This window comes from Pseudomonas sp. 05N431 (assembly GCF_056397005.1).
Window position 1 is genome coordinate 25,329 of sequence record NZ_JBFTMN010000016.1, and the last position, 26,375, is coordinate 51,703.

Here is a 26,375-nt window from a genome sequence, read left to right on the forward strand (position 1 = left end):
ATTGAGAATTGTATGTCACGGCGCCACCATTCGTCAAGCGTTAGTTGTTGCATATACCAATCGAATGATGTAGGCATGCTGTACAAGCGATGCTTTAGCCTCTTCTAATATCCCGTTTGTACAAAACCAATTTCCAGGGGAGAGAAAGCGTCCTGCTTAGTCCAGATAGCCATATAAGCCCGTAAACACTGGGCGGAATAGAGGTGACGATTCGAGACATTAAGAAATCCGGGGCAGCTTTCCGGTAGTTAATTTCAGTTTTTTGACGGTTAAGCCAATACATTCAGAAGTCCAACCTCTGCCCCCACTAAGAGGTTGAGCGACAGGAACTGATGGCGCTCATGTGCTAAATAGTCGCCTAGTCGATGGAGGATATTCAACTAGGGCTTGCACGACCCCCGTCACCGCCCCCAAGGGCTAGCAGTCACAGAAAACGGGGGTTATTTAGGATTAATCAGGTAATTGATCAATTCGTTCACAAGAGGAACCCTCGTTCGCCCCTCATCAAGAAATTCTTTATCAAAATACCGCTCATAGAATCTGACATCCACACTGTCACCGGGATAATTTTTAGTCAGCAGGCGCTTGCATTCAGCGGTCGAAATATTTTCTTGAAGCCTAGTATTCCCCAGCTTCAGGATAGTACCTTCAATAGCAGGGGCAGACTGAAACAATTGAACATTATTTCTTGTGAAATAACGCCTACTGTAATCACAAAGAGCAATATCGGAGTCAAACAATGCGGCTAGAAAATCATAACTCTTGCCTCTTGCACCTGTTACAAGCGCGTCCATAATCCCCAAAGGCCCGGCCCCATGGGCATTTTTTATTTTCACACTAACATTGCAATCCCGACCAACATAGCATTGTTTTACATGTGTCAAAAATGCAAAGTCCGTCTCGCCCTCCACAGCAAACAATACTGTTCTATTTGTTCTTCTAACAACCCTTGGCGGCATAATTTCTACTCACATCTTTGGGACAGCACCATAGGCGCCCKACATATACTTAGCATAGAAGTTATCATCACTCCTAACACCCTCCATATCTGACAGCTTCCAAACTTCACTTGTGCATCCATCTTTTTCAACAAGTAAAATTTGACTTTTCTGCAACTGATTCATAACTTCAATCGAGTGCGTCGTAAAAATCAATTGGGCATTGAAAGGATTAGTGCGCTTACTAAAAAACAATCCAATTATCGATTCAATCATATGAGGATGCAAATTGGCTTCTAGCTCATCATATATCATGATTCCGCCGGTTTTAAGCAAAGGTAAAATTTTACTTAAAAGATAATAGACAGTTTGAGTGCCATTTGACTCAAATACTATCGGGAGTTTAGCTGTTGTATCGCCCCTACTATGAACTATCCAAGGTAAAAGCCGCTCACTTTTAGTTCCATCTTCTTCTGGATGCATGTAACTTTCTATTTGAACATCCGACAAACCAAAGTCTTGCTCCCGAAGAAATTTAGTCATTTCCGACCTTATAACCTCATTGACAAAGTAAAACTTCGAAGCCTCATGAACATCCGTACTACTGAAGAATGTCTCACGACCAAACATACTGATGTTTGTTGATCTAAGTCGAAGAGTATTACATATGGAAATTGCAACTTTACTTTTCAGTCGCTCCGCATAGGATATAAGCGAAACTCCATCACCCACGCTCTCCAGCGCCATCCCCACACTACCAAATCCATTTCGTTTTATGTTGTAACTTTCAGTCTCTTGATCCCAATTCCGGATAAAAACTCTACTCCATTGACGAGTTGCCTTTTTTTCAAGCATCTCACCATATACTCTATTAATAGTTCTCAGTAAGGCATAACGATAGCGAACACCTTCCGCCTCAAATTCGACCTTAAATTCCATAAGACCACTTTCACTGAATACGTGCGGTCGTATAAATCTGTTATCGTCATCTGGATTCACAAAAAAAGAATCCGTCATAAACCAAAGCACATAAGCGAGGGGCTTAATCAAGTTAGTTTTGCCAGAACCATTAGCGCCTACAACTGCAAGCACCTTACTCAATCTTTCTCCCGACAGAGGCGAATCAAAAGACCTATCGTTGAGATTCGATCGCTTATCCATTACAAAGGACACTTTAGTTTTAGCTTCAAATGAAAAGAAATTTTCAAAGCCGAAGCTGTAAATCGTCATAGCTACTCGCCCGATTGATACAATATTTTGTTGAGTATGCTCCAGTAGTGACACCTGTCAACCAGAAGCTGGTTTTGTAACACTGCACAACCTGCTGTTCAGCGGGCCACCGGGGACGGGGAAAACCTTACTGGCGAGTCGTTTGCCCGGGCTGCTGCCGCCACTGGCCGAGAGTGAAGCGCTGGAAGTCGCGGCAATTCAATCGGTCACCAGTTGTGTGCCGTTGAGCCATTGGCCGCAACGCCCGTTCCGCCAGCCACACCATTCGGCGTCCGGCCCGGCACTGGTGGGCGGAGGCTCGAAACCACAGCCCGGTGAAATCACCCTCGCCCACCATGGTGTCCTGTTCCTCGATGAGCTGCCGGAGTTTGATCGCAAGGTGCTGGAGGTACTGAGAGAACCGCTGGAATCAGGGTGCATCGTGATTTCCCGAGCCCGTGACCGCGTACGTTTTCCTGCGCGCTTTCAACTGGTGGCCGCCATGAATCCGTGCCCCTGTGGATATCTTGGCGAGCCGAGCGGCCGCTGTTGCTGCTCACCGGACCAGATCCAGCGTTATCGCAACAAACTGTCGGGGCCGCTGCTGGATCGAATTGATTTGCACCTGACGGTTGCCCGCGAAGTCACGGCGTTGAACCCGGCACCAAAACCTGGCGATGACACCGTAACCGCCGCCGCCAGGGTCGCGGACGCAAGGGAGCGGCAACACAAACGCCAGGGCTGCGCCAATGCCTTCCTCGATTTGCCGGGCCTGCGCCGACACTGCACGTTATCCACAGCCGACGAAACCTGGCTGGAAACTGCGTGCGAGCGATTGACCTTGTCGCTACGAGCGGCACACCGACTGCTCGAGGTGGCGCGCACCCTGGCGGACCTTGAACAAGTCGATGGCATCACCCGCGAGCATCTGGCCGAAGCACTGCAGTATCGACCGACCAGCCACTAGTCGAGGTTATTCCTTGGTGAGATCCACCAACGGTGTTTGTCTCACCTCAGTCTCCCGCCCACCCTGAATCTCACTCACCTGCGCCAACGCTTTATCCACAGCCGCTTTATCCGCCAGCAAGCTGTAGCTGATCTGAAACTGCTTCTGCTCCTTGGCCGCAATCGTCGGCACCAGGTTCAGTGGCCGCTGATACCGGCGGTTGTAGGAAAAACTCGTCCCCGGCTCCAGCCCCGTGACATAGCCCTGGCCTTGGGTATCGGTGTTTTTCCACAGGGAGAACACCGGCAATTGCTTGGTATTGAAGCCTACCGACACCCCGAGGCTGCCCGCCTTGTTATGCAGCACCGTCAGCGTGTCGCCCTTGGCATCGGCATACGGCACGACGTTGTAGACGGTTTCGTCGTAGTCCTTGGTCGGCGCGCGGTAGGTTTGCCAGTCGGGCAAATCCCCCTTGGCCTTGTCGTTGAACGGTGACACCTGTTTCACCGGGGCAGCGAAGCGGGCGCCCTGTTCCAGGAACGGGGTGCTGAAGTTGCTGTGGTAGAGCGCCTGGTATTCCTTCGGATAGTCGCCGTTGTTGGTCAGGGTGTCGTTGAGAGCGAAGCGCACACTGCCGGGTTCGGTGACCAGTTCAGTCATCACCGAGAAGTCGACTTTCTTGAACGCCTGCTCTTTCAACTCACCGCGCAGGCTGATGGCATACGGCGGCTTTTCATCGATGTGCAAAGTGACTTTGCTGGCCGGAATGTTCGCGGCGCGGCCATGCAAGGTCAGCAGTTCGCCGTTGTCCATGCCGGGGTGACCGACCCATTCGTAGCCGCAGCGCGCGACCAGTTCATTGAAGCCTTCCAGCCAGCCCAGTCCGCCACGCCCGTTGAGTTCAATAAAGGATGGATTGACTACGTCCTTGACCGGCGAATCCCAACCCATGCGCACACTGCCTACCGACGCCTGCAGGACGTTCATCCCGCGAGTCGGCACCACCGAGAGTTTCATCGTGCCGTTATCAATGTCGACGATGCTGACGCCCTCCTGCCGACCGCCGTGCAGGGTGCGCAGGGTCACGGAGAACGGTTTATCGGTCTTCACACCGAGCTGTTGGCTGGTGATTTGCTGGTTCTGGGCAGCCTTGTCGGTATCGAGCAGCACGTAATCCCAGGCCATGACGTGGGAGGCAGCGGTCATTGCGCCGAGAGTGACGAGCAGTTTGAGCGGGGTCATGGGGAAAACCTTTCTTGGAGTTGTGCAGTTTTTATAGCGCTGATGAAACGTTTCAGCAAGCATAAAAACAGCGCAACTCCCGCAAACCTCAGTCGACGGATTCAATCGCCAACAACCGGCTTGCCAGCGATGACAATTCCAGAGGTGCCTCAGCGAAAACGATCAACCTCATGCCGCAAATCCGCCGCCAGCTTCTCCAGTTCCTTGGCAGTAATTGCCAGGTTCGACACCACTTCACGCTGCTCGCTGTTGGCCATGGCGATGCTTTGCAGGTTGCTGCTGAGCAAGGTCGCGGTGCTGCTCTGCTCCTGGGTGGCGGTAGTGATCGCAGCGAATTGCTGGCCGGCCGAGCGGCTTTGTTCGTCGATCTGCGCCAGCGCCGACGCAACATTGGCGTTGCGCGTCAGGCCTTCACGCATCAGCAGGTTGCCTTGCTCCATGGTGCTGATGGCGTTACCGGTTTCCTGCTGGATGCTTTGGATCATCCCGGAAATCTCGTCTGTCGCTTCGCGAGTGCGCGAGGCGAGGTTGCGCACTTCGTCTGCCACCACCGCAAAACCACGGCCTTGCTCACCGGCACGCGCGGCTTCGATGGCGGCGTTGAGCGCCAGTAAATTGGTTTGATCGGCAATCGCTGTAATCACCCCGACAATGCCGCCGATTTCCTGGGAGCGCTGACCCAGGGTGTTGATCACCGTCGCCGTGCTATTGAGAGCACTAGCAATCTGCTCAAGGGACGAAGAGGCTTCTTCCATCGACGTACGACCGATCCGCGTCTGTTGTGCGTTTTCCTGGGCCAGACGCTCGGTGTTGCCCATGTTGTCAGCGATGTTCAGCGAGGTCGCACTGAATTCTTCCACGGCGCCGGCCATGCTGGTGATTTCACCGGACTGCTGCTCCATCCCTTCATACGCACCGCCGGACAACCCGGATAATGCCTGCGCGCGACTGTTGACCTCCTCCGAGGCCTTGCGAATGTGCTCGACCATGGTCGATAAAGCTTGGCTCATCTGATTGAAGCTGCGCGCCAGTTGACCGATTTCATCCTGGCTCGACACGTTCAAACGCACGCTAAGATCACCCGCGCCCAAGGCTTCGGCCTGCCGTACCAGATCACCCAACGGTGCCAGTTTGCTGCGCAACAGCCAGACTGCCGCGCCCACAGCCAGCAGCATCGCCAGCAGACTGCCAATCGCCAGGCGGATACCGACGCTCCAGGTCACTGCGCGGATTTCGCTTTTCGGCATGCTCGCTACCACTGACCATGGCCCGCCCTCGAACGGCACCGCAACGCTGTAGAAGTCTTCTGACTTGTCGCTCCAGAACGCACCCTGCCCCGGCGTCCTGGCCAAACCGGCGATGGTCGAAGTCGCCTGATCCAGCCCCTGCACACCGGCCGGCGGCACCAGCCATTTGTTTTGTTCATCGAGCAGTGCCAGCGAACCGCTCTGGCCGATGCGGAAGCGCTTGAGGTTATCGAACTGCGCGCTCTGCGCGTCGGTGTAATCGAAACCTACGAACAACACCGCGATCACCTTGCCACTGCTGTCGCGTACGGGGGTGTACTGAGTCATGTAGGAACGATCGAACAGCAATGCCCGGCCGACATAGCTCTGCCCCGCCATCAGCCGCTGATAAGCCGGGTGCGCATGGTCGAGCAGCGTGCCAATGGCACGGGTGCCGTCCTGCTTGCTCAACGAGGTGCTGACCCGAATGAAGTCCTCACCACTGCGCACGAACAACGTCGCCACGCCGGCAGTCATTTGCTTGAACTCATCGACCTTGTCGAAGTTGTTGTTCAACACTTCATTGCCCAGATGCAGACCCGGAGTCTGCACGCCCGCCACCGTCACCGGCTGCTCCGGGTGCACACTCAAACCGCCGCTGAAACGCTTTTCAAACAACCCGCTCAGGCGCTGGGTGCTTTCGCGCAGCGTGCCGTGGAAAGTGCTCAACTGGTCGGCCAGCAACCGCGCCTCACTGGCCAGATGCTCTTCACGCGTGTCAAGGTTGGCAGAATCCAGCGAGCGCAGGGCGAACACCGTGCTGCCACTGATGACGACCGCCAGGATGACGGCAAGGGCAAGCCCCAATTGTGAGGCGATCCGGGCACGAGGTTGAGACATGACAGCTCCTGGCCGAGGAGCCGGATCATCCTGATCGCGTCGCGTGGCTCGGCAAAATATCCAGTAATAGGGGAAGCGCGAAACCTTTCAGAACGAAGGTTCCACTTTCAAGGATTCGGCGGCGCGGATGAATACTTGAGCGACTCACAAGGATATCGATCAAGGCCGCCATGGCGGCAGCTACATCGATTCAGCCGAGACGCTCGACATCCGGCAATTCCATGGCCTGGACCTCGCCCTGGAGGAAGTCGCTGAGGCGGCGCAAACGTTCACCGCCGGGGCGGGTTTTCGGCCAGACCAGGTAATAATTCAGACCGCTGGCGACGGCGGTCGGCCACGGCAAACTCAGACGTCCCTGAGCCACATCTTCGGCAACCATCAGCAAATCGCCCATCGACACCCCGTAACCTCGGGCAGCGGCGATCATCCCCAATTCCAGCGTGTCGAACACCTGCCCGCCCTTGAGCGACACCTGCTCCGACAGCCCCATGCATTCCAGCCAACTACGCCAGTCACGCCGGTCGGGAGTCGGGTGAAGCAATTCGGTGCTGGCCAGCCGCTCGACATCCCACGGCTGATCATTCAACAGATTCGGTGAGCCGACCGGGATCAGCAGTTCCGGGAACAGGTAACTGGCTTCCCAATCCGGTGGAAAATGCCCGTTGCTCAGCAACACCGCGCAATCGAACGGTTCGTGATTGAAGTCCACCGAGTCGACGTCCATCCAGGCGCTGGTCAGTTGCACCTCGTTACCCGGCTGCAAATGCCGGAAGCGGCTGAGTCGCGCCAGCAGCCAGCGCATGGTCAGGGTTGAAGGGGCTTTCATGCGCAAGACGTCATCTTCGGCGCGCAAGGTATTGCAGGCCCGTTCCAGTGCGCCAAAACCTTCACGTACGCCCGGCAGCAGCAAACGCGCAGCCTCGGTCAGTTGCAGATTGCGTCCGCTGCGCTGAAACAGCCGACAGGCAAAATGCTCCTCCAACGTACGCACATGGCGACTGACGGCGCTTTGGGTGATCGACAATTCTTCGGCAGCACGGGTAAACGAACTGTGCCGCGCTGCGGCCTCGAAAGCGCGAAGGGCATACAACGGAGGAAGACGGCGAGACATTGGGAAAGCTCCTATAGCGCGACCCCGAAACCTTATCAGAAACTCTCCAGCATGAGTTTTAGTCATGCCAGCAATCGTTTTTATCCCTTTGTGCAAACGCTTGCGAGCGCCGAGAATCAACCCTTCCCGATTTATCTGACTAAACGAGCGTGATGATCATGCAGCATCCAGCACGTACCGAACTCTGGGCCATCCTGCGGCTGGCGGGGCCGCTGATTGCCTCGCAGTTGGCGCACATGCTGATGATCCTCACCGATACCTTGATGATGGCTCGGCTCAGCCCGGAAGCCTTGGCCGGTGGCGGTCTGGGCGCGGCGAGCTATTCGTTCGTGTCGATTTTCTGCATTGGCGTGATCGCAGCGGTCGGCACGCTGGTGGCGATCCGGCAGGGCGCCGGCGACATCGAAGGCGCCGCGCGGCTGACCCAGGCCGGGCTTTGGCTGGCGTGGTTGATGGCGCTGGTGGCGGGCCTGCTGCTGTGGAACCTCAAACCGGTGTTGCTGCTGTTCGGCCAGACCGAAAGCAACGTGCATGCGGCCGGCCAGTTCCTGTTGATTCTGCCGTTCGCCCTGCCCGGCTACCTGAGCTTCATGGCCTTGCGCGGTTTTACCAGCGCCATCGGCCGGACGACGCCGGTAATGGTCATCAGCCTTATTGGGACCGTGGCCAACTTCCTGCTCAACTATGCGCTGATCACCGGCATGTTCGGCCTGCCGAAAATGGGTTTGATGGGGATCGGCCTGGTCACGGCCATCGTTGCCAACTGCATGGCGCTGGGCCTGGCCTGGCATATTCGCCGGCACCCGGCTTACGACGCGTACCCACTGCGCAAGGGCCTGTCACGGCCCAATCGCCAGTACCTGCGTGAGTTGTGGCGTCTCGGCCTGCCGATTGGCGGCACCTACGCGGTAGAGGTCGGCCTGTTTGCGTTCGCCGCCTTGTGCATGGGCACCATGGGCAGTACGCAATTGGCGGCGCATCAGATCGCCCTGCAAATCGTCTCGGTGGCGTTCATGATTCCGGCGGGGCTCTCGTACGCAATCACCATGCGCATCGGCCAGCACTACGGCGCCGGGCAATTGCTTGATGCACGCTTGGCCGGGCGGGTCGGGATTGCCTTTGGTGGCGCGGCGATGCTCGGGTTTGCCATGGTCTTCTGGCTGCTGCCGAACCAACTGGTGGGGCTGTTCCTGGACCAAAACGACCCGGCGTTCCGCGAGGTGATCAACCTTGCGGTGAGCCTGTTGATGGTGGCGGCGTGGTTCGAGTTTTTCGACGGCACGCAAACCATCGCCATGGGCTGTATTCGCGGCCTGAAGGACGCCAAGACCACCTTCCTGGTCGGCCTCGCCTGCTATTGGCTAATCGGCGCTCCGGCTGCGTGGTGGATGGCTTTCCACCTCCATTGGGGCCCGACCGGCGTCTGGTGGGGCCTGGCGCTGGGGCTGGCGTGCTCGGCCGTGAGCCTGACGCTGGCGTTCGAATGGAAGATGAAGCGGATGATCCGGCGTGAGCCGTCGTCACAGCCGGGTTTTCAGGTGATTCAGCCAGACTGAGAACCCTGTGGGAGCGAGCTTGCTCGCGATAGCGGTCTGACAGGCACCCCATGGTTGAATGTCAGGCCCTCATCGCGAGCAAGCTCGCTCCCACATGGGTTTGTGGTGTCGGGAGAAAGGGTTAAACCATCACTTCCAGCGCCTGCTGGCTGCTGCCGAAGTCCAGATACTCAACCAACTCCGCCAACGGCAACGGCTTGCTGATCAGGTAACCCTGCACCTGATCGCAACCAAAGCCTCGCAGCAGCTCAAGCTGTTCAGCGGTTTCAACGCCCTCGGCGACCACTTCCAGGTTGAGGTTGTGGGCCAGGTTGATCATCGCGTGGACCAGCTTGCGATTTTCCTCACGCGTCTCCATGCCACCAACAAAGCTCTTGTCGATCTTCAGCAAGGCAATCGGCAGGCTGTTGAGGTGCACGAACGACGAGAAACCGGTGCCGAAATCGTCCAGGGAGAAACGCACGCCCAGACGCCCCAAAGCATCCATGGTCTGTTTGACCAGATCGCTGCGACGCATCACGGCGGTTTCCGTCAGTTCGAACTCCAGCCACTGCGCTTCAACCCCGCGCTCGGCAATCAACCGGCTCAATGTCGACAGCAACTGGCTGTCCTGGAATTGCCGGAACGACAGGTTGACGGCCATGTGCAACGGCGGCAGACCGCGTTCGCGCAACGCCTGCATGTCGCGCAAGGCACGGGAAATCACCCAGTACCCCAACGGCACGATCAAACCGCTCTGCTCGGCCAGCGGCACGAACTCGCTCGGCGGCAGCAGCCCGCGCTCGCCATGGCGCCAGCGCACCAGAGCCTCGAGGCCGACGATTTGCCCATCGTCGAGGTTCAACCGCGGCTGGTAATGCAATTCCAGCTCATCGCGGCGCAAAGCCCGGCGCAGTTCGCTTTCAAGATCGGCGAGGCTGCGCGCGTTGCGGTTGATGCGTTCATTGAAGATATGGAAGGTGCAGCCTTGAGTGCTTTTGGCCTGCTGCATGGCGATGTGTGCGTGCCACATCAGCGGGTCGGCGCCCGCCTGCGCCCGCGCGTGGGCGATGCCCAGGCTACAGCCGATCAACAGGCTTTCGCCGTCGACCCAGTAGGGTTCGGCCATGACTTCGGTGATGCGTTCGGCCATCCACTCGGCGCGTTGCGGTGCGCGGCGGGTGTCGATGAGCAAGGCGAATTCGTCGCTGCCCAGACGCGCCAGTTGATCGCCGGCCTCAAGCTGGCTCTTGAGCCGCGAGACTACTTGCAGGATCAACCGGTCACCGGCCTGGTGGCCGAGGGCGTCGTTGGCGTGTCGGAAGTTATCGAGATCGAGGTGCCCCAGCGCCAGGCCACGGCCGTCGTTTTCCGCCAGACGCGCCGCCAGCAGGGTCTGAAACCCCTGGCGGTTGGCAATGCCCGTCAGCGGGTCCTGCTCGGCGAGGCGCTGCAGGGTGTTTTCGAGCACGCCGCGCTCACGCACATGGCGCAGGCTTCGGCGCAATGTATCCACATCCAGCGCATCGCGAACCAGCCAGTCGCTGACACCGTCCGGCGGGGTGGACGGTTCATGTTCGAGCAACAGCACCGTCGGCAAGCTACAACGGCCCGGCTCCGGTTGAAGTGCCGGAATGGTCAACAGGACCGCACTGCGGTTGTCAGCAAATAGACTGCTCACCGACTCCCAGGTCGGTGCACTGATCAACACAGCCGAGCTCCCCATAGGAGCCAGACACTCGCGTAACAACGCTGCCCACGCTGGCTCTTCGGCCAGTAGCAGCAAACGCAAGGGTTCGACAGGCGTAGACAAGCTAGCTCCCTAGACTCTGCAAAAGATGTTGGCGGCGGGCATTATGACGCGCAGATAAGCAATGACCAATGATATTGATTATCAAACACTCTGTTGTACCGCTGTGAATCAAACATTAGTCGCCAATTCAGCACGCATCCTGCGGGAAAGTAACAAAACCGGCAAATTTAGATAGCGTGGTACGTCACAAGTCGGAGAGAGGCGGCAGAATCTGTGCATCCTGTTAAAATGCCCGCCCTTTTCGCAAACGACTCCCTTTTCCGTCATGTCCCGACTCAATCCCCGGCAGCAAGAAGCCGTGAGCTACGTCGGCGGCCCTCTTTTGGTGCTCGCCGGTGCTGGCTCCGGCAAGACCAGTGTAATCACCCGAAAAATCGCCCACCTGATCCAGAGCTGTGGCATTCGCGCCCAGTACATCGTCGCCATGACCTTTACCAACAAGGCCGCGCGCGAGATGAAGGAGCGGGTCGGCACCTTGCTCAAGGGTGGTGAAGGACGCGGTTTGACGGTGTGCACGTTCCACAACCTTGGGCTGAACATCATCCGCAAGGAGCATGTGCGGCTGGGCTACAAACCGGGTTTCTCGATTTTCGACGAGACCGACGTCAAAGCCCTGATGACCGACATCATGCAGAAGGAATATTCGGGCGACGATGGCGTCGACGAGATCAAGAACATGATCGGCGCCTGGAAAAACGACCTGATCCTGCCGCCCGAAGCCCTGGAAAACGCCCGTAATCCCAAGGAGCAGACCGCCGCCATCGTCTACACCCACTACCAGCGCACGCTCAAGGCGTTCAACGCGGTGGACTTCGACGACCTGATCCTGTTGCCGGTGAAGCTGTTCCAGGAACACGCCGACATTCTCGAAAAGTGGCAGAACAAAGTCCGCTACCTGCTGGTGGACGAATATCAGGACACCAACGCCAGCCAGTACCTGCTGGTGAAATTGCTGATCGGCACCCGAAACCAGTTCACCGTGGTGGGCGACGACGACCAGTCGATCTACGCCTGGCGCGGCGCCCGCCCGGAAAACCTGATGCTGCTCAAGGACGACTATCCGTCCTTGAAAGTGGTGATGCTGGAGCAAAACTACCGCTCCACCAGCCGCATCCTGCGCTGCGCCAACGTGTTGATCTCGAACAACCCCCACGAGTTTGAAAAACAGCTGTGGAGCGAGATGGGCCACGGCGACGAGATCCGGGTGATCCGCTGCCGCAACGAAGACGCCGAAGCCGAGCGCGTGGCCGTGGAAATCCTCAGCCTGCACCTGCGCACCGACCGCCCGTACAGCGATTTCGCGATCCTCTACCGCGGTAACTACCAGGCCAAGCTGATCGAGCTGAAGCTGCAACACCATCAGGTCCCTTATCGACTTTCCGGTGGTAACAGCTTCTTCGGACGTCAGGAAGTCAAAGACCTGATGGCCTACTTCCGCCTGATCGTGAACCCGGATGACGACAACGCCTTCCTGCGGGTGATCAACGTCCCACGCCGGGAAATCGGTTCGACCACGCTGGAGAAGCTCGGTAACTACGCGACCGAACGCAAGATCTCGATGTATGCCGCGACCGATGAAATCGGCCTGGGCGAGCACCTGGACAGCCGCTTCACCGATCGTCTGGCGCGCTTCAAGCGCTTCATGGACCGCGTGCGCGAGCAGTGTGCCGGCGAAGACCCGATCTCCGCCCTGCGCAGCATGGTCATGGACATCGACTACGAGAACTGGCTGCGCACCAACAGCTCCAGCGACAAGGCCGCCGACTACCGCATGGGTAACGTCTGGTTCCTGATCGAGGCGCTGAAGAACACCCTGGAAAAAGACGAAGACGGCGAAATGACCGTCGAAGACGCGATCGGCAAGCTGGTCTTGCGCGACATGCTCGAACGCCAGCAGGAAGAGGAAGACGGTGCCGAAGGCGTGCAGATGATGACCTTGCACGCCTCCAAGGGCCTGGAATTCCCCTACGTGTTCATCATGGGCATGGAAGAGGAAATCCTCCCGCACCGCTCCAGCATCGAAGCCGACACCATCGAAGAAGAACGCCGTTTGGCCTACGTCGGGATTACCCGTGCACGCCAGACCCTGGCGTTCACCTTTGCCGCCAAGCGCAAACAGTACGGCGAAATCATCGACTGCTCGCCGAGCCGTTTCCTCGATGAACTGCCGCCGGACGACCTGGCGTGGGAAGGCAACGACGACACGCCGACCGAAGTCAAAGCCGTGCGTGGCAATAGCGCATTGGCGGATATACGCGCGATGTTAAAACGCTAGAATCGGCTACTTTTCAATCTACTTTCGGCGCCCGTAGCGCCAACAGAGGAAGCTGTTGTGGAAGCACTGCACAAGAAAATTCGCGAAGAAGGCATCGTGCTTTCCGACCAGGTCCTGAAAGTCGACGCCTTTCTGAACCACCAGATCGACCCGCAATTGATGAAGCTGATCGGCGATGAATTCGCCACGCTGTTCAAGGATTCGGGGATCACCAAGATCGTCACCATCGAGGCGTCGGGCATTGCTCCGGCGATCATGACCGGTCTGAACCTCGGCGTGCCGGTGATCTTCGCCCGCAAGCACCAGTCCCTGACCCTGACTGAAAACCTGCTGTCGGCGACCGTCTACTCGTTCACCAAGCAGACCGAAAGCACCGTGGCCATTTCTCCACGTCATCTGACCAGCAGCGACCGCGTGCTGATCATCGACGACTTCCTGGCCAACGGTAAGGCGTCGCAGGCGCTGATCTCGATCATCAAACAGGCCGGCGCTACCGTGGCAGGCCTGGGTATCGTGATCGAGAAGTCGTTCCAGGGCGGCCGCGCCGAGCTGGACGCGCAAGGCTACCGCGTCGAATCCCTGGCCCGGGTCAAATCCCTGGCCGACGGCGTCGTCACCTTTATCGAATAACCCGCCACACCGCATATCCCCCCTGTGGGAGCGAGCTTGCTCGCGATGAGGTCATAACATTCAACATCTATGTCGACTGTTACACCGCCATCGCGAGCAAGCTCGCTCCCACAGGGTTCACTTGTTTGATCGTTAATGCGCGGTGGCCTTCAGGCCTGCCAACAGCAACCGCTGATACAGATCCTCCTTCAAGCCCTCAGGCTTCGTCAGTTGCATCCGCTCCAGATGAACCGGGTACTCCGAGGGTTCCGGCGCATCCAGCGCTGCCTTGCCCAACTCCAGAATCTCGGTGAGTTTGAACTTGCTCTTGAGCCAGTTCAGCGCCCGCAACACATCCCGCTCTTCGCTGCTGAAATCGCTGCCCAGCGGATACTCCGGAAACAACCGAGGGTGCCGTGCAGCAATCGCCTGCAAGCGCTGTGGGCTGTTGTCGGTGAAACGCGGATCGAGGCGAAAATCCTTCGGCAATTTGCCGGCCTTCTGCGCCTGTTCGATCAAGCCTGGCTGGAAGCGTGAGTCGCTGATGTTGAGCAACGCTTCGATCACCTTGGCGTCGGTCTTGCCGCGTAAATCGGCGATGCCGTATTCGGTGATCACTATGTCGCGCAAGTGCCGTGGAATCGTGCAGTGGCCGTACTCCCAGACCATGTTCGAGCTCACTTCACCGCCCGACTCACGCCAGCTGCGCAGGATCAGAATCGAGCGCGCGCCTTCCAGCGCATGGCCCTGGACGACGAAATTGTATTGCCCGCCGACACCGCTGAGCACCCGCCCGTCTTCCAACTGATCAGCGACCCCGGCACCCATCAAGGTCATGGTGAACGCACTGTTGATAAAGCGCGCATCCAGACGCTGCAAACGCTTGAGCTCTTCATGGCCATACAACTCGTTGATGTAGCTGATGGCGGTCATGTTGAATTCAGCAAGTTTGCTGTGAGGCAAATCCCGCAGTCGCTGATAGAAACTGCGTGGCCCGAGGAAAAATCCACCGTGAATCGAGATGCCGCCTACCTGAGCCGATTCATCCAGAGTGCCGGCATTGGCGTGTTGTTGCAGGGCGACGCTCGGATAAACCTTGCGACGCACGATTCCGGCGTCGGACAACGCCAGTAGCCCGTTGACGAACATCTCACTGCAACCATAAAGCCCCTTGGCGAAGGGCTCCACGCCGCCTTCACGGTTAATCAGTGACGTCCAGTCATGCGCATCAAGGTCCGTGAGCAGCGCCCGGTAGCCGTCGTTATCCGCCTGCCGAGCCAGCAACGCGGCGGTCAGCGCATCGCCCATGGCACCGATGCCGATTTGCAGGGTTCCGCCGTCCCGCACCAGGGTGCTGGCGTGCAGGCCGATGAAATGATCCTGAACGCCCACCGGCATGTTCGGTGTGGAAAACAGCGTGCTGCCCTCCTCCTCGTCGATCAGCAAATCGAACGCCTCGCGCTCGACTTCCGAGTCTCCCGGCATGTACGGCAGATCCCGGTGGACCTGGCCGAGCAGCAGGATGGTTTCCCCGGCAGCGCGGCGTTTGGCGATCATCGGCAACAGGTCGAGGGTGATGTCCGGGTTGCAGCTCAGGCTCAGTCGATCCGGCTGTTGCGGATCATGAGCCATCAGTTGCGCCACCAGGTTCAACCCGGCGGCATTGATGTCCCGGGCGGCGTGGCTGTAGTTGCTGCTGACGTAATCCTGCTGCGCTGATGCGCTGTGCAGCAAGCTGCCGGGCTGCATGAAGAACTGCTCGATGCGAATGTTCGCCGGGAGGCTGTCACGCTGCAGGTCGGCGAGAAAATCCAGCTCGGGATAGTCGCCAAACACGCGCTCGATGAAGGGTTCCAGAAAGCGTCGCTGCAAGCCGTCGCCCAATGACGGACGACCCAGGCTCAACGCGGTGTAGACCGTCAGTTGCCGCTCGGGCAACCGGGCGATGCGCCGATAGAGCGCGTTGACGAAGCGGTTGGGTTTGCCCAGCCCCAGCGGCAGGCCGAGGTGTATATGCGCTGGCAAACGTGCGAGCACATCATCGACTGCCTGTTCGATTGATACCGACTGCACCATCAGACCCTCCCGACCTGTCCATGAATTGAGGTCGGTTCGAGCTTGCCGCGTCCTGATCGCGATGACCAGTCTCGAGGTCAAATCCCAGGTACAAAAAAGCCGCTCGCAAGCGGCTTTTTCGCTGAAGACGGGGCTTATTTCAGGCCGGACATCTTCTGGATGGCGCCTTCAAGGTCTTTCACTTCGCAGTCGCTGCAGGTGCCTTTTGGTGGCATCGCGTTGAGACCTGTCAACGCTACTTTCGCCAGGCCAGCAGCAGTGCCGCCTTCTTTGTCGGCGCGTTTTTTCCAGTCTGCAGCATCACCGATTTTCGGTGCGCCCAGCAGACCCGTGCCATGGCAAGCATTGCAATGTTTGGCAATGATTTCATCGGGAGTCTTCGCTGCACCGCCGCCTACCGAAGCGGCGACTTCCATCCCCTTGCACTCCTGGCCTTGTACACAGACCTGGCCGACGGGCTCAAGGCGCTTGGCGATATCGTCAGTGGTCGACGCCTGAGCGCTGACTGCCCAAAGGGCCAATACGGTTGCTGGTGCGGCCAGCATTTTCATAATTAGATTCACGCGTACACCCTCAATGGTGGCTAGTCACGCCCACGGCCACGGTTTCGCAGGCGGGCGCAAGTATAGCGGTAAGCCCGCCACACTGAAACAACCCTAAAGTCCTAGGGGTATTACGTCGTGGCGAAATACAGCATGGGGCGACTCGCAAAACCTTGCCGGACGCCTCTTTTCCTAGAAATTCGCCGGTGTGGCTGCGCTGATTAGTCGCGCTGGCGCATCGAACGGATTTCGAAAACGGTGCGGTTTGGTGCTTTCGAAATAGTAGCTGTCCCCGGCCTCGAGCACGAATGTCTCAAGCCCGACCACCAGCTCAAGGCGGCCTTCGAGCAGAATCCCGGTTTCCTCGCCCTCATGGGTGAGCATCTCTTCACCGGTATCGGCGCCTGGCGGGTAGATCTCGTTGAGGAACGCGATAGCGCGGCTCGGATGAGCCTTGCCGACCAGTTTCATGGTCACGGCGCCATCGGAAATATCGATCAGCTCATTGGCTTTGTAGACGATCTGCGTCGGTTTTTCCTGAAGAATCTCTTCGGAAAAGAACTCGACCATGGACATGGGGATGCCGCCAAGGACCTTCCTCAGCGAACTGATCGAGGGGCTGACGCTGTTTTTCTCGATCATTGAAATGGTGCTATTGGTAACGCCTGCCCGCTTGGCGAGCTCTCGCTGGGATAGACCTTTCAGTTTACGGATCGATTGCAGTCGTTCACCGACGTCCAATGCATTAGCCTCCCAGGATTCAGATTGTGTAGATAGTGAGCGTTATCATGGCGACAGCGTTCAGTATTTACAACACTTGGGTCTGAATCCCGTTCAGTAAAGCGACTTCCGGTCTCGGCAGCCTGCCTCAGCTCCCGGAATAGAGCCGTGGCACGCGACGCAGGTTGCAGAAGATCTGGTAGGGAATGGTCCCGGCCGCCATGGCGACGTCGCTGGCCAGAATGTTTTTACCCCACAATTCGACGGTAGAACCGAGGCCGGCCTGCGGCACATCGGTCAAATCGATGCAGAGCATGTCCATCGACACCCGCCCGAGCAACTGGCTGCGCTGCCCGGCCACCAACACCGGCGTGCCGGTAGGCGCCTGACGCGGATAACCGTCGGCATAGCCCATGGCAACCACGCCGATGCGCATCGGCTTCTGGGTGATGAACTTCGCCCCATAGCCCACCGGTTCGCCGGCCGGCAATTCGCGCACGCTGATGACTTTCGATTCCAGGGTCATCACCGGTTGCAAGCGTGCCGCTACGGGATTGGCTTCTTCAAAAGGTGTCGCGCCATAGAGCATGATGCCGGGGCGAACCCAATCGCTCGGCACCTGCGGCCAGCCCAGCACCGCCGGCGAGTTACACAAGCTGACTTGCGCCGACAAGCCCTGGCGCGCCGCTTCAAACACCGCAACCTGTTCCGCCGCGCTACTGCTATGCAGCTCGTCGGCACGCGCAAAGTGACTCATCAGCACGATCTTCGAGACCTTGCCGCTGGCCAGCAAACGTTGATACGCCGCCTGATAATCCGCTGGATGCAGGCCGACCCGATGCATGCCCGAATCAAGCTTGAGCCAGACCGTGATCGGCTTGCTCAACGCGGCTTTCTCGATCGCTTCGAGCTGCCACAACGAATGCACCACACACCAGAAATCATGCTCAACGATCAGCGACAGCTCATCGGCTTCGAAAAAGCCTTCGAGCAGCAGGACCGGCGCACGAATACCGGCAGCGCGCAGCTCCAGGGCTTCTTCGATGCAAGCCACGGCGAAACCGTCCGCCTCGGCCTCCAGGGCCTGGGCACAGCGCACCGCGCCATGGCCGTAGGCATCGGCCTTGATCACCGCGAGGGCGCGCGCCCCCGAGACTTCGCGGGCCAATTGATAGTTATGACGCAGGGCTTGAAGATCGATCAGGGCACGGGCAGGACGCATGGCGGCAGACTTCTAGGCGGTCATGAGGAAGAAAAAACCGGCGCTGGCTGACAGCGTGAACCGCCAACAGCACCGGGAGAGGGATCGTTGCTTAAGGCAGAGCAGCCACTACCGACAACTCAACCAGGATCTCCGGTTCGCACAGTTTGGCTTCGACCGTCGCACGGGCGGGCGCGACGTTCTTTGGCAGCCAGCTGTCCCAGACACTGTTCATGCCCTTGAAATGGGCATCAATGTCCTTCAGGTAAATCGTCACCGACAGCAGTTTGGTTTTGTCAGTCCCGGCCAGATCCAGCAAACGCTCGATGTTGGCGAGGGTTTCACGAGTCTGCTGTTCAATCCCGGCATTCATGTCGTCGCCGACTTGCCCGGCCAGATACACGGTACCGTTGTGGACAACGATCTGGCTCATGCGCTCATTGGTGAGCTGGCGCTGGATTGACATGTTTTTCAGACTCCTTTGGGGTGTTGCCATAACGGGAAATATCGAGGCCTTCGGCACTGATCTGCGGCGTTTTCTTCGCCATCAGGTCAGCCAGCAAGCGGCCGGAGCCACACGCCATGGTCCAGCCGAGCGTGCCGTGACCGGTGTTCAGGAACAGGTTCTTGAACGGCGTGGCGCCAACGATCGGCGTGCCGTCCGGTGTGGTCGGACGCAGACCGGTCCAGAAACTCGCCTCGGCCAGGTCGCCGCCCTGAGGATAAAGATCGTTGACGATCATCTCCAGCGTTTCGCGTCGACGCGGGTTCAGCGACAGGTCAAAACCGGCTATCTCAGCCATGCCGCCGACACGAATGCGGGTGTCGAAACGGGTGATCGCAACCTTGTAGGTCTCGTCGAGAATAGTCGACGTCGGGGCCATCGCCGGATTTGTGATCGGCACGGTCAGCGAGTAGCCCTTGAGCGGGTACACCGGGGCCTTGATGCCCAACGGCTTGAGCAACTTCGGCGAGTAGCTGCCGAGCGCCAATACGTAGCGGTCCGCGGTTTCCAGCTTGCCGTCGATCCACACGCCGTTAATCCGGTCACCGGTGTAGTCGAGGCGCTGAATGTCCTGGTCAAAGCGGAATTCCACGCCCAGTTTCACGGCCATTTCGGCCAGGCGCGTGGTGAAGATCTGGCAGTCACCGGTCTGGTCGTTCGGCAGGCGCAAGGCACCGGCGAGGATATCGGTCACACTGGCCAGCGCCGGTTCGACCCGGGCAATGCCGGCGCGGTCGAGCAGTTCAAAGGGCACGCCGGACTCTTTCAGGACGGCAATGTCCTTTGCCGCGCCATCCAGCTGCGCCTGAGTGCGGAACAGTTGAGTGGTCCCCAGGGTGCGGCCTTCGTAGGCAATGCCGGTTTCAGCACGCAGTTCATCGAGGCAGTCACGGCTGTACTCGGACAGACGGACCATGCGCTCCTTGTTCACCGCATAACGGTTGGCGGTGCAGTTGCGCAGCATCTGCGCCATCCACAGGTACTGGTCTATATCGGCGGTGGCCTTGATCGCCAGCGGTGCGTGGCGTTGCAGCAGCCATTTGATGGCTTTGAGCGGCACGCCCGGCGCGGCCCACGGCGAGGCATAACCCGGCGAGACCTGGCCGGCGTTGGCGAAACTGGTTTCCATGGCAGCAGCCGGCTGACGGTCTACAACCGTTACTTCAAACCCGGCCCGAGCCAGATAGTAGGCACTGGCGGTACCGATGACGCCGCTACCCAAGACCAGAACGCGCATTTTCGTATCCCTCATCGCGGCTTACCGCTGACGTTTGTTGTTCAAATCACAGATGTGCGCAGTGTAAAAAACATTGGCCAGTGCTTTTCACTATATAAGTGCCTATATTTGGCGACAATTCTCGGCAAAATCCCTTTTTACGGAGGCGCATCCCCTATGCGGACCAATACTCAGACCAAGCGCGAGCTGGACAAGATCGACCGTAATATCCTGCGCATCCTTCAGGCAGACGGGCGGATTTCGTTTACCGAGCTAGGGGAAAAAGTCGGATTGTCGACCACACCCTGCACTGAGCGGGTGCGACGCCTGGAGCGCGAAGGGATCATCATGGGCTACAACGCCCGGCTCAACCCGCAGCACCTCAAGGGCAGCCTGCTGGTGTTCGTCGAGATCAGCCTCGACTACAAGTCCGGCGATACCTTTGAAGAGTTCCGACGCGCCGTGCTGAAACTGCCGCACGTACTGGAATGCCACCTGGTGTCAGGGGATTTCGACTACCTGGTGAAGGCGCGGATTTCCGAGATGGCCTCGTACCGCAAACTGCTGGGCGACATCCTGCTCAAATTGCCCCACGTGCGTGAGTCCAAGAGCTATATCGTGATGGAAGAAGTGAAAGAGAGCCTGAGTTTGCCGATTCCGGATTGAGGTCAGGTCTGAGGAAATGGTTGCCTGAGCGGGCGCCATCGCGAGCAAGCTCGCTCCCACAGTAGATTTTCAGTGGGCACTGTTTTGTGTACGGCAAGGCCCCAATGTGGGAGCGAGCTTGCTCGCGATTGAAGCGACTCGGTCTACCTGAAGCAACGGTGCTTCTAAACGAGGACTTGCCGGGTGCTGGCCATGTATTCATGGATCTGCTTCTCGACCCGAGGGTGAATCAACTCCACCGGGCGGCGGCCATTGGGGCATGGCAAGGTCTTGGTGGTGCCGAACAACCGACAGATCAACGGCCGCTCGTCATACACCGTGCAGCCATCGGGGCCCAGGTGCACGCAGTTCAGTTCGTCCATCGCAGCGTCCTGCTCGGCCCTTGTCTTACGCGGCAGGCGCGACATTTCTTCTGGTGAAGTGGTCACCGGGCCACAGCAGTCATGGCAGCCGGGCACGCACTCGAACGAGGGGATTTGCTGACGAAGAGCGCGGATTTTCTGACTGTTGCAGCTCATCGAAGCGAGTACCGGGAAAGTGAACGAGGTGGGATTTTGCCCTAAAAGCCTCACGCCAGACAGCGTAAGCCGACCAATGTTGCCCACGCCGAAAGGTCCGGCTTATGCTCCGTAAAATTTACTAAACACACGAAACCCGGATGACGCACATGAACGCCCGCGTTCCGCAACCTGCCCCGAACCACCGGCACACGGCGTCTTACTACGCCGCCAGCAGCCTGCCGCAGCCCGATTATCCGGCGCTCAAAGGCGAACTGCTGGCGGACGTGTGCGTGGTGGGCGGCGGGTTCTCCGGGCTGAACACTGCCATCGAGCTGGCCGAACGCGGCCTCAGCGTGGTGTTGCTCGAAGCGCGCAAGATCGGCTGGGGCGCCAGTGGGCGCAACGGCGGGCAACTGATTCGCGGCGTGGGTCATGGCCTCGATCAGTTTGCCGAGGTGATCGGCACGGACGGCGTTCGCCAGATGAAGCTCATGGGCCTGGAAGCGGTGGAAATCGTCCGGCAACGGATCGAGCATTTTCAGATCGCCTGCGACCTGACCTGGGGTTACTGCGACCTGGCCAACAAACCTCGCGACCTTGAAGGTTTCGCCGAAGACGCGGCCGAGTTGCGCAGCCTCGGCTATCGATATGAAACCCGGTTGCTGCAAGCCAATGAAATGCACAGCGTGGTCGGTTCCGACCGCTATGTCGGTGGCTTGATCGACATGGGTTCCGGGCATCTGCACCCGTTGAACCTGGCCTTGGGCGAAGCCGCTGCGGCGCAGCAACTGGGCGTGAAGCTGTTCGAACAATCGGCCGTGACCCGCATCGACTATGGCAGCGAGGTCAAGGTTCACACGGCGCAAGGCACGGTCCGCGCCAGGACCCTGGTGCTGGGCTGCAACGCCTACCTCAACAACCTTAACCCCGAGCTCAGCGGCAAAGTGCTGCCCGCCGGCAGTTACATCATCGCCACCGAACCCTTGAGCGCAGCGCAGGCCCACGCATTGCTGCCGCAGAACATGGCGGTCTGCGATCAGCGAGTGGCGCTGGACTACTACCGGCTCTCGGCGGATCGGCGCTTGCTGTTCGGCGGCGCCTGCCACTATTCCGGTCGTGATCCGTCGGACATCGGCGCGTATATGCGCCCGAAGATGCTCGACGTCTTCCCGCAACTGGCCGGGGTGAAGATCGACTATCAATGGGGCGGGATGATTGGCATCGGCGCCAACCGCCTGCCGCAGATCGGCCGGCTCAAGGACCAGCCGAATGTGTATTACGCCCAGGCCTACTCCGGTCATGGGCTGAACGCCACCCACCTGGCCGGCAAGCTGCTGGCCGAAGCCATCAGCGGTCAGCAAGGCGGCGGTTTCGACCTGTTCGCCAAGGTGCCGCACATGACCTTTCCGGGCGGGAAGTATTTGCGCTCGCCGTTGTTGGCGCTGGGGATGTTGTGGCACCGGATGAAAGAGTTGGTCTGAAAGCTGGCCTGTGTTCTTACCGGCCTCATCGCGAGCAGGCTCGCTCCCACATTTGGTCTCTGTTGCTCACAGGATGTGTGCTCACAGATACCCCCCTGTGGGAGCGAGCTTGCTCGCGATTCGATCGAGAGGGCGCTATCACACTCAGACCCTCCAAAAGGGTTTGAGCCCCTCCTCCCGCGCCTGTTCACGACTCAACCCCACATCGCGCAGCTGCTCGGGCGAAAGCTCAAGCAAGGCCTTGCGCGTGTGCAGACGATGCCAGAACAGTCCCCAGCGACCGAGACCGGACGGGGCATTGCGCATCGTTGCCGCGCGCATACCCCATTCCTGCCCTGCCTCCAGTTCCTGACTGTGTAACGTCAGCCGCACATCGCTCAAGCCGTTCATTTTTATTGCTCCTGTTTACTTGGGTCGCCAGAGATTCCATGATGCGCGGGCCGGCAAAACCGTTACAGATTCAAAGGGATTGTATTACTTCCATACAGATTTCCCGTTTTAGCGACTGAATCCTGTATTTTTGCCCCATCTGTACTGGTCCACTGAATCTCTTCACCGAGGCTGCACCATGACCCTTTACGTCAACCTCGCCGAATTGCTCGGCACGCGTATCGAACAGGGCTTCTACCGTCCTGGTGACCGACTGCCGTCAGTGCGGGCACTGAGCGTCGAGCACGGGGTCAGCCTGAGCACGGTGCAGCAGGCTTATCGGGTGCTGGAGGACAGCGGGCTGGCAATGCCGAAGCCGAAATCCGGCTACTTCGTTCCGGTTGGGCGCGAGCTGCCGGAGTTGCCTGTCGTTGGCCGCCCGGCTCAGCGTCCGGTGGACATTTCCCAGTGGGATCAGGTGCTGGAGCTGATTCGCGCCGTCCCGCGTAAAGACATCGTGCAGCTCGGTCGCGGCATGCCGGACGTCACCACGCCAACCATGAAGCCTCTGCTGCGCGGGTTGGCGCGGATCAGTCGGCGTCAGGACATGCCCGGCCTGTATTACGACAACATCTACGGCATTCTCGAACTGCGCGAACAGATTGCCCGCCTGATGCTCGACTCCGGCTGTCAGCTGAGCGCCAACGACCTGGTGATCACCACCGGCTGCCACGAAGCGCTGTCCACCAGCATTCGCGCGATCTGCGAGCCGGGCGACATCGTGGCCGTCGACTCGCCGAGCTTTCACGGTGCCATGCAAACCCTCAAAGGACTGGGCATGAAAGCCCTGGAGATTCCCACCGACCCGATTACCGGGATCAGTCTCGAGGCGTTGGAACTGGCGCTGGAACAGTGGCCGATCAAAGCCATACAGTTGACCCCCAACTGCAACAACCCGCTGGGCTACATCATGCCGGAGGCACGCAAACGGGCGCTGCTGACCCTGGCACAGCGCTTCGACGTGGCAATCATCGAAGACGATGTGTATGGCGAACTGGCCTACACCTACCCGCGTCCCCGCACGATCAAGTCCTTCGACGAAGACGGCCGCGTCCTGCTCTGCAGCTCGTTCTCCAAGACCTTGGCGCCAGGGCTGCGTATCGGCTGGGTCGCGCCGGGCCGGTATCTGGAGCGGGTGTTGCACATGAAATACATCAGCACCGGCTCCACTGCCCCGCAGCCACAAATTGCCATCGCCGAATTCCTCAAGGGCGGTCATTTCGAACCGCATTTGCGGCGGATGCGCACGCAATACCAGCGCAATCGCGACCTGATGCTTGACTGGGTCAGCCGGTATTTTCCCGCTGGCACCCGAGCCAGCCGTCCGCAAGGCAGCTTCATGCTTTGGGTCGAACTGCCGGAAGGCTTCGATACCATGAAACTGAATCGTGCTCTGATCGACCAAGGCGTACAGATTGCCGTTGGCAGTATTTTTTCCGCCTCGGGCAAGTACCGCAATTGCCTGCGCATGAACTACTCGGCCAAACCGACACCGCAGGTTGAAGAGGCGGTGCGCAAGGTCGGCGCGGCGGCAATCAAGCTACTGGCCGAGCATCACGAGGACAAATAACGCCATCAATCAACGCTTGAGCATTCACGGAGCATTGCCAAATGCCGTGCCATACTCCGAATCCTGCCCATTCGCGGAAACTCCGATTTGCGCCCCAGACAAGCCCTGTTTTTTCTGCCGCTCGTCTCGCTACTGAGCGGCTGCACCTCTCTCACCGTACATCACGAGCCGAGCCAGGCGTTGCCGGCGGCGAACTCTGCATTCGGGCGTTCGATCCAGGCACAGGCTGCGGCGTATCAGGGCCGCTCCGGCTTCCGCCTGCTGCCCAACAGCAGCGAAGCCTTCATGGCGCGTGCCGAGCTGATTCGCAATGCGCAAAGCAGCCTCGACTTGCAGTACTACATCGTCCACGACGGTGTCAGCACACGGTTGCTGGCGGCGGAGCTGCTCAAGGCCGCCGACCGCGGTGTGCGCATACGCATTCTGCTCGATGACACCACCAGCGATGGCCTGGACCAGATCATCGCCACCCTTGCTGCGCATCCGCAGATTCATATTCGCCTGTTCAACCCGCTGCACCTGGGCCGCAGCACCGGGCTGACCCGCACTATGGGGCGGCTGTTCAACCTGTCACTTCAGCATCGGCGCATGCACAACAAGCTGTGGCTGGCGGATAACAGTGCAGCCATTGTCGGTGGCCGTAATCTGGGCGATGAATACTTCGACGCCCAACCCGATCTGAACTTCACCGACATCGACATGCTCGGCATCGGCCCGGTGGCCGAGCAGCTCGGGCACAGTTTCGACCAGTACTGGAACAGCGCCCTGAGCAAACCGATCGATGAGTTTGTCTCGGGCAAACCCACGGCAAAGGACCTGGCCAATACCCGACTGCGACTGCAAGAGTCGCTGGAAGGCACCCGCCAACAGAACTATGCGCTGTACCAGCAACTGAAGATTTACCAGACCCACCCACGGCTGGACGTTTGGCGGCGCGAATTGATCTGGGCCTGGAACCAGGCGTTGTGGGACGCACCGAGCAAGGTGCTGGCCAAGGACGAGCCGAATCCGCAACTGCTGCTGACCACCCAACTGGCGCCCGAGTTACAAGGCGTCAGTAACGAGCTGATCATGATCTCGGCCTATTTCGTCCCAGGCCAAACGGGGCTGGTCTACCTGACGGGACGCGCAGATGACGGGGTTTCGGTCAGCTTGCTGACCAATTCCCTGGACGCCACCGACGTGCCGGCCGTACACGGTGGTTACGCACCTTATCGCAAGGCGTTGCTGGAACATGGCGTAAAGCTGTTCGAGTTGCGCCGCCAGCCCGGCGAGCACGGTGGCAGTGGTCCGAACCTGTTCCACAGCGCCGCCTCCCGCGGCTCTGATTCCAGCCTGCACAGCAAGGCGATAATCTTTGACCGGCAAAAGACGTTCATTGGCTCATTCAACTTCGATCCGCGCTCGGTGCTCTGGAACACTGAAGTCGGGGTGCTGGTGGACAGCCCGGAACTCGCTGGACAGGTTCGCGAACTGGCCCTGCGAGGTATGTCACCGGCCCTGAGTTATGAGGCTCGACTGGAGAATGGCCAGGTGGTGTGGGTCACTGAAGACGACGGCCAGCCACACACCCTGACCCGAGAGCCGGGGAGCTGGTGGCGACATTTCAATGCCTGGCTCAGCAAATCGGTGGGACTGGAGCGGATGCTCTAAGCACTGCATGAC

The 26,375-nt window shown here is 58.9% G+C and carries 21 protein-coding genes and 1 pseudogene; 8 read left to right on the forward strand and 14 right to left on the reverse strand.

Annotated features, from left to right (window positions below):
- Window positions 1–440: 440 nt before the first annotated feature.
- Both AC1DIG_RS23125 and AC1DIG_RS23130 read right to left on the reverse strand, forming a co-directional pair.
- Window positions 441–959, reverse strand: a complete 519-nt coding sequence (locus tag AC1DIG_RS23125) for a hypothetical protein (RefSeq protein WP_477769176.1) — start codon at window positions 957–959, stop codon at window positions 441–443.
- Between the two features lie 9 nt (window positions 960–968).
- A complete protein-coding gene (locus tag AC1DIG_RS23130; protein WP_477769177.1) occupies window positions 969–2,168 on the reverse strand; it encodes an AAA family ATPase in 1,200 nt (399 codons plus the stop codon).
- An 85-nt stretch (window positions 2,169–2,253) separates the two neighbouring features.
- On the opposite strand from AC1DIG_RS23130, the pseudogene AC1DIG_RS23135 reads away from it, so the two are divergent.
- Window positions 2,254–3,114 (forward strand): annotated as a pseudogene (locus AC1DIG_RS23135) (YifB family Mg chelatase-like AAA ATPase); the annotation flags it as partial.
- A 6-nt stretch (window positions 3,115–3,120) separates the two neighbouring features.
- On the opposite strand, the gene AC1DIG_RS23140 reads toward AC1DIG_RS23135, so the two are convergent.
- The 3 genes from AC1DIG_RS23140 to AC1DIG_RS23150 all read right to left on the reverse strand — a co-directional run bounded on the left by AC1DIG_RS23140 (window position 3,121) and on the right by AC1DIG_RS23150 (window position 7,572).
- A complete protein-coding gene (locus tag AC1DIG_RS23140) occupies window positions 3,121–4,335 on the reverse strand; it encodes an aldose 1-epimerase family protein (protein WP_477769178.1) in 1,215 nt (404 codons plus the stop codon).
- A 149-nt stretch (window positions 4,336–4,484) separates the two neighbouring features.
- Window positions 4,485–6,461 carry a methyl-accepting chemotaxis protein gene (locus tag AC1DIG_RS23145; protein WP_477769179.1) on the reverse strand — a complete coding sequence of 659 codons (1,977 nt, stop codon included), beginning with the start codon at window positions 6,459–6,461 and terminating at the stop codon, window positions 4,485–4,487.
- Window positions 6,462–6,651: 190 nt separating this feature from the next.
- A complete protein-coding gene (locus tag AC1DIG_RS23150) occupies window positions 6,652–7,572 on the reverse strand; it encodes a LysR substrate-binding domain-containing protein (protein WP_477769180.1) in 921 nt (306 codons plus the stop codon).
- A gap of 158 nt (window positions 7,573–7,730) precedes the next feature.
- On the opposite strand from AC1DIG_RS23150, the gene AC1DIG_RS23155 reads away from it, so the two are divergent.
- Window positions 7,731–9,128, forward strand: a complete 1,398-nt coding sequence (locus AC1DIG_RS23155) for a NorM family multidrug efflux MATE transporter (protein ID WP_477769181.1) — start codon at window positions 7,731–7,733, stop codon at window positions 9,126–9,128.
- Window positions 9,129–9,249: 121 nt separating this feature from the next.
- Here AC1DIG_RS23155 and AC1DIG_RS23160 read toward each other — a convergent pair whose 3' ends face one another.
- Window positions 9,250–10,920, reverse strand: coding sequence for a putative bifunctional diguanylate cyclase/phosphodiesterase (locus AC1DIG_RS23160; RefSeq protein ID WP_477769182.1), 1,671 nt, complete (start codon window positions 10,918–10,920; stop codon window positions 9,250–9,252).
- Window positions 10,921–11,185: 265 nt separating this feature from the next.
- Here AC1DIG_RS23160 and rep point away from each other — a divergent pair, with 265 nt between their 5' ends.
- Both rep and AC1DIG_RS23170 read left to right on the forward strand, forming a co-directional pair.
- Window positions 11,186–13,195: a DNA helicase Rep gene (gene rep / locus AC1DIG_RS23165; protein ID WP_054594630.1), complete on the forward strand. Its 2,010-nt coding sequence runs from the start codon at window positions 11,186–11,188 to the stop codon at window positions 13,193–13,195.
- A 57-nt stretch (window positions 13,196–13,252) separates the two neighbouring features.
- Window positions 13,253–13,825, forward strand: coding sequence for a xanthine phosphoribosyltransferase (locus AC1DIG_RS23170; RefSeq protein WP_427529623.1), 573 nt, complete (start codon window positions 13,253–13,255; stop codon window positions 13,823–13,825).
- A gap of 132 nt (window positions 13,826–13,957) precedes the next feature.
- Here the strand turns inward: AC1DIG_RS23170 and AC1DIG_RS23175 are convergent, their stop codons facing one another.
- From AC1DIG_RS23175 to dadA, 6 genes are all read right to left on the reverse strand, one after another.
- A complete protein-coding gene (locus AC1DIG_RS23175) occupies window positions 13,958–15,880 on the reverse strand; it encodes an acetyl-CoA hydrolase/transferase C-terminal domain-containing protein (protein ID WP_477769183.1) in 1,923 nt (640 codons plus the stop codon).
- 134 nt (window positions 15,881–16,014) lie between these two features.
- Window positions 16,015–16,431, reverse strand: a complete 417-nt coding sequence (locus AC1DIG_RS23180; RefSeq protein WP_019694257.1) for a c-type cytochrome — start codon at window positions 16,429–16,431, stop codon at window positions 16,015–16,017.
- 183 nt (window positions 16,432–16,614) lie between these two features.
- A complete protein-coding gene (locus AC1DIG_RS23185; protein ID WP_019694258.1) occupies window positions 16,615–17,163 on the reverse strand; it encodes a cupin domain-containing protein in 549 nt (182 codons plus the stop codon).
- Window positions 17,164–17,290: 127 nt separating this feature from the next.
- Window positions 17,291–18,364, reverse strand: coding sequence for an alanine racemase (alr, locus tag AC1DIG_RS23190; RefSeq protein WP_347928346.1), 1,074 nt, complete (start codon window positions 18,362–18,364; stop codon window positions 17,291–17,293).
- Window positions 18,365–18,455: 91 nt separating this feature from the next.
- On the reverse strand, window positions 18,456–18,809 hold the full coding sequence (locus AC1DIG_RS23195) for a RidA family protein (protein ID WP_477769184.1): 354 nt from the start codon (window positions 18,807–18,809) through the stop codon (window positions 18,456–18,458).
- Window positions 18,781–20,085 (reverse strand): D-amino acid dehydrogenase, encoded by a 1,305-nt coding sequence (gene dadA / locus AC1DIG_RS23200; protein WP_477769185.1) that lies wholly within the window; start codon window positions 20,083–20,085, stop codon window positions 18,781–18,783. Before dadA ends, AC1DIG_RS23195 begins: the two co-directional genes overlap by 29 nt.
- A gap of 156 nt (window positions 20,086–20,241) precedes the next feature.
- Here dadA and AC1DIG_RS23205 point away from each other — a divergent pair, with 156 nt between their 5' ends.
- The gene (locus tag AC1DIG_RS23205) at window positions 20,242–20,730 is read left to right on the forward strand and encodes an Lrp/AsnC ligand binding domain-containing protein (RefSeq protein WP_003177284.1); all 489 of its coding nucleotides are present in this window, start codon (window positions 20,242–20,244) and stop codon (window positions 20,728–20,730) included.
- Window positions 20,731–20,894: 164 nt separating this feature from the next.
- On the opposite strand, the gene AC1DIG_RS23210 is transcribed toward AC1DIG_RS23205, so the two are convergent.
- Window positions 20,895–21,248 (reverse strand): YkgJ family cysteine cluster protein, encoded by a 354-nt coding sequence (locus tag AC1DIG_RS23210; protein WP_145014159.1) that lies wholly within the window; start codon window positions 21,246–21,248, stop codon window positions 20,895–20,897.
- Between the two features lie 149 nt (window positions 21,249–21,397).
- Here AC1DIG_RS23210 and AC1DIG_RS23215 point away from each other — a divergent pair, with 149 nt between their 5' ends.
- Window positions 21,398–22,711, forward strand: a complete 1,314-nt coding sequence (locus AC1DIG_RS23215; protein WP_477769186.1) for an NAD(P)/FAD-dependent oxidoreductase — start codon at window positions 21,398–21,400, stop codon at window positions 22,709–22,711.
- Between the two features lie 144 nt (window positions 22,712–22,855).
- Here AC1DIG_RS23215 and AC1DIG_RS23220 read toward each other — a convergent pair whose 3' ends face one another.
- Complete coding sequence (locus AC1DIG_RS23220; RefSeq protein ID WP_477769187.1) at window positions 22,856–23,101, reverse strand: DUF1127 domain-containing protein; 246 nt, start codon at window positions 23,099–23,101, stop codon at window positions 22,856–22,858.
- Between the two features lie 178 nt (window positions 23,102–23,279).
- On the opposite strand from AC1DIG_RS23220, the gene AC1DIG_RS23225 reads away from it, so the two are divergent.
- Both AC1DIG_RS23225 and AC1DIG_RS23230 read left to right on the forward strand, forming a co-directional pair.
- Window positions 23,280–24,710, forward strand: a complete 1,431-nt coding sequence (locus tag AC1DIG_RS23225) for an aminotransferase-like domain-containing protein (RefSeq protein WP_477769188.1) — start codon at window positions 23,280–23,282, stop codon at window positions 24,708–24,710.
- A gap of 87 nt (window positions 24,711–24,797) precedes the next feature.
- A complete protein-coding gene (locus AC1DIG_RS23230; RefSeq protein ID WP_477769189.1) occupies window positions 24,798–26,363 on the forward strand; it encodes a phospholipase D family protein in 1,566 nt (521 codons plus the stop codon).
- The last annotated feature ends 12 nt before the right edge of the window (window positions 26,364–26,375 follow it).

Bases quoted from the DNA above. Each gene is read 5' to 3' on its own strand.
- AC1DIG_RS23125 (WP_477769176.1), bottom strand. From the start codon at position 959: ATGCCGCCAAGGGTTGTTAGAAGAACAAATAGAACAGTATTGTTTGCT.
- AC1DIG_RS23140 (WP_477769178.1), bottom strand. From the start codon at position 4,335: ATGACCCCGCTCAAACTGCTCGTCACTCTCGGCGCAATGACCGCTGCC.
- AC1DIG_RS23145 (WP_477769179.1), bottom strand. From the start codon at position 6,461: ATGTCTCAACCTCGTGCCCGGATCGCCTCACAATTGGGGCTTGCCCTT.
- AC1DIG_RS23150 (WP_477769180.1), bottom strand. From the start codon at position 7,572: ATGTCTCGCCGTCTTCCTCCGTTGTATGCCCTTCGCGCTTTCGAGGCC.
- AC1DIG_RS23155 (WP_477769181.1), top strand. From the start codon at position 7,731: ATGCAGCATCCAGCACGTACCGAACTCTGGGCCATCCTGCGGCTGGCG.
- rep (WP_054594630.1), top strand. From the start codon at position 11,186: ATGTCCCGACTCAATCCCCGGCAGCAAGAAGCCGTGAGCTACGTCGGC.
- AC1DIG_RS23175 (WP_477769183.1), bottom strand. From the start codon at position 15,880: ATGGTGCAGTCGGTATCAATCGAACAGGCAGTCGATGATGTGCTCGCA.
- AC1DIG_RS23180 (WP_019694257.1), bottom strand. From the start codon at position 16,431: ATGAAAATGCTGGCCGCACCAGCAACCGTATTGGCCCTTTGGGCAGTC.
- alr (WP_347928346.1), bottom strand. From the start codon at position 18,364: ATGCGTCCTGCCCGTGCCCTGATCGATCTTCAAGCCCTGCGTCATAAC.
- AC1DIG_RS23195 (WP_477769184.1), bottom strand. From the start codon at position 18,809: ATGTCAATCCAGCGCCAGCTCACCAATGAGCGCATGAGCCAGATCGTT.
- dadA (WP_477769185.1), bottom strand. From the start codon at position 20,085: ATGCGCGTTCTGGTCTTGGGTAGCGGCGTCATCGGTACCGCCAGTGCC.
- AC1DIG_RS23205 (WP_003177284.1), top strand. From the start codon at position 20,242: ATGCGGACCAATACTCAGACCAAGCGCGAGCTGGACAAGATCGACCGT.
- AC1DIG_RS23210 (WP_145014159.1), bottom strand. From the start codon at position 21,248: ATGAGCTGCAACAGTCAGAAAATCCGCGCTCTTCGTCAGCAAATCCCC.
- AC1DIG_RS23215 (WP_477769186.1), top strand. From the start codon at position 21,398: ATGAACGCCCGCGTTCCGCAACCTGCCCCGAACCACCGGCACACGGCG.
- AC1DIG_RS23220 (WP_477769187.1), bottom strand. From the start codon at position 23,101: ATGAACGGCTTGAGCGATGTGCGGCTGACGTTACACAGTCAGGAACTG.
- AC1DIG_RS23225 (WP_477769188.1), top strand. From the start codon at position 23,280: ATGACCCTTTACGTCAACCTCGCCGAATTGCTCGGCACGCGTATCGAA.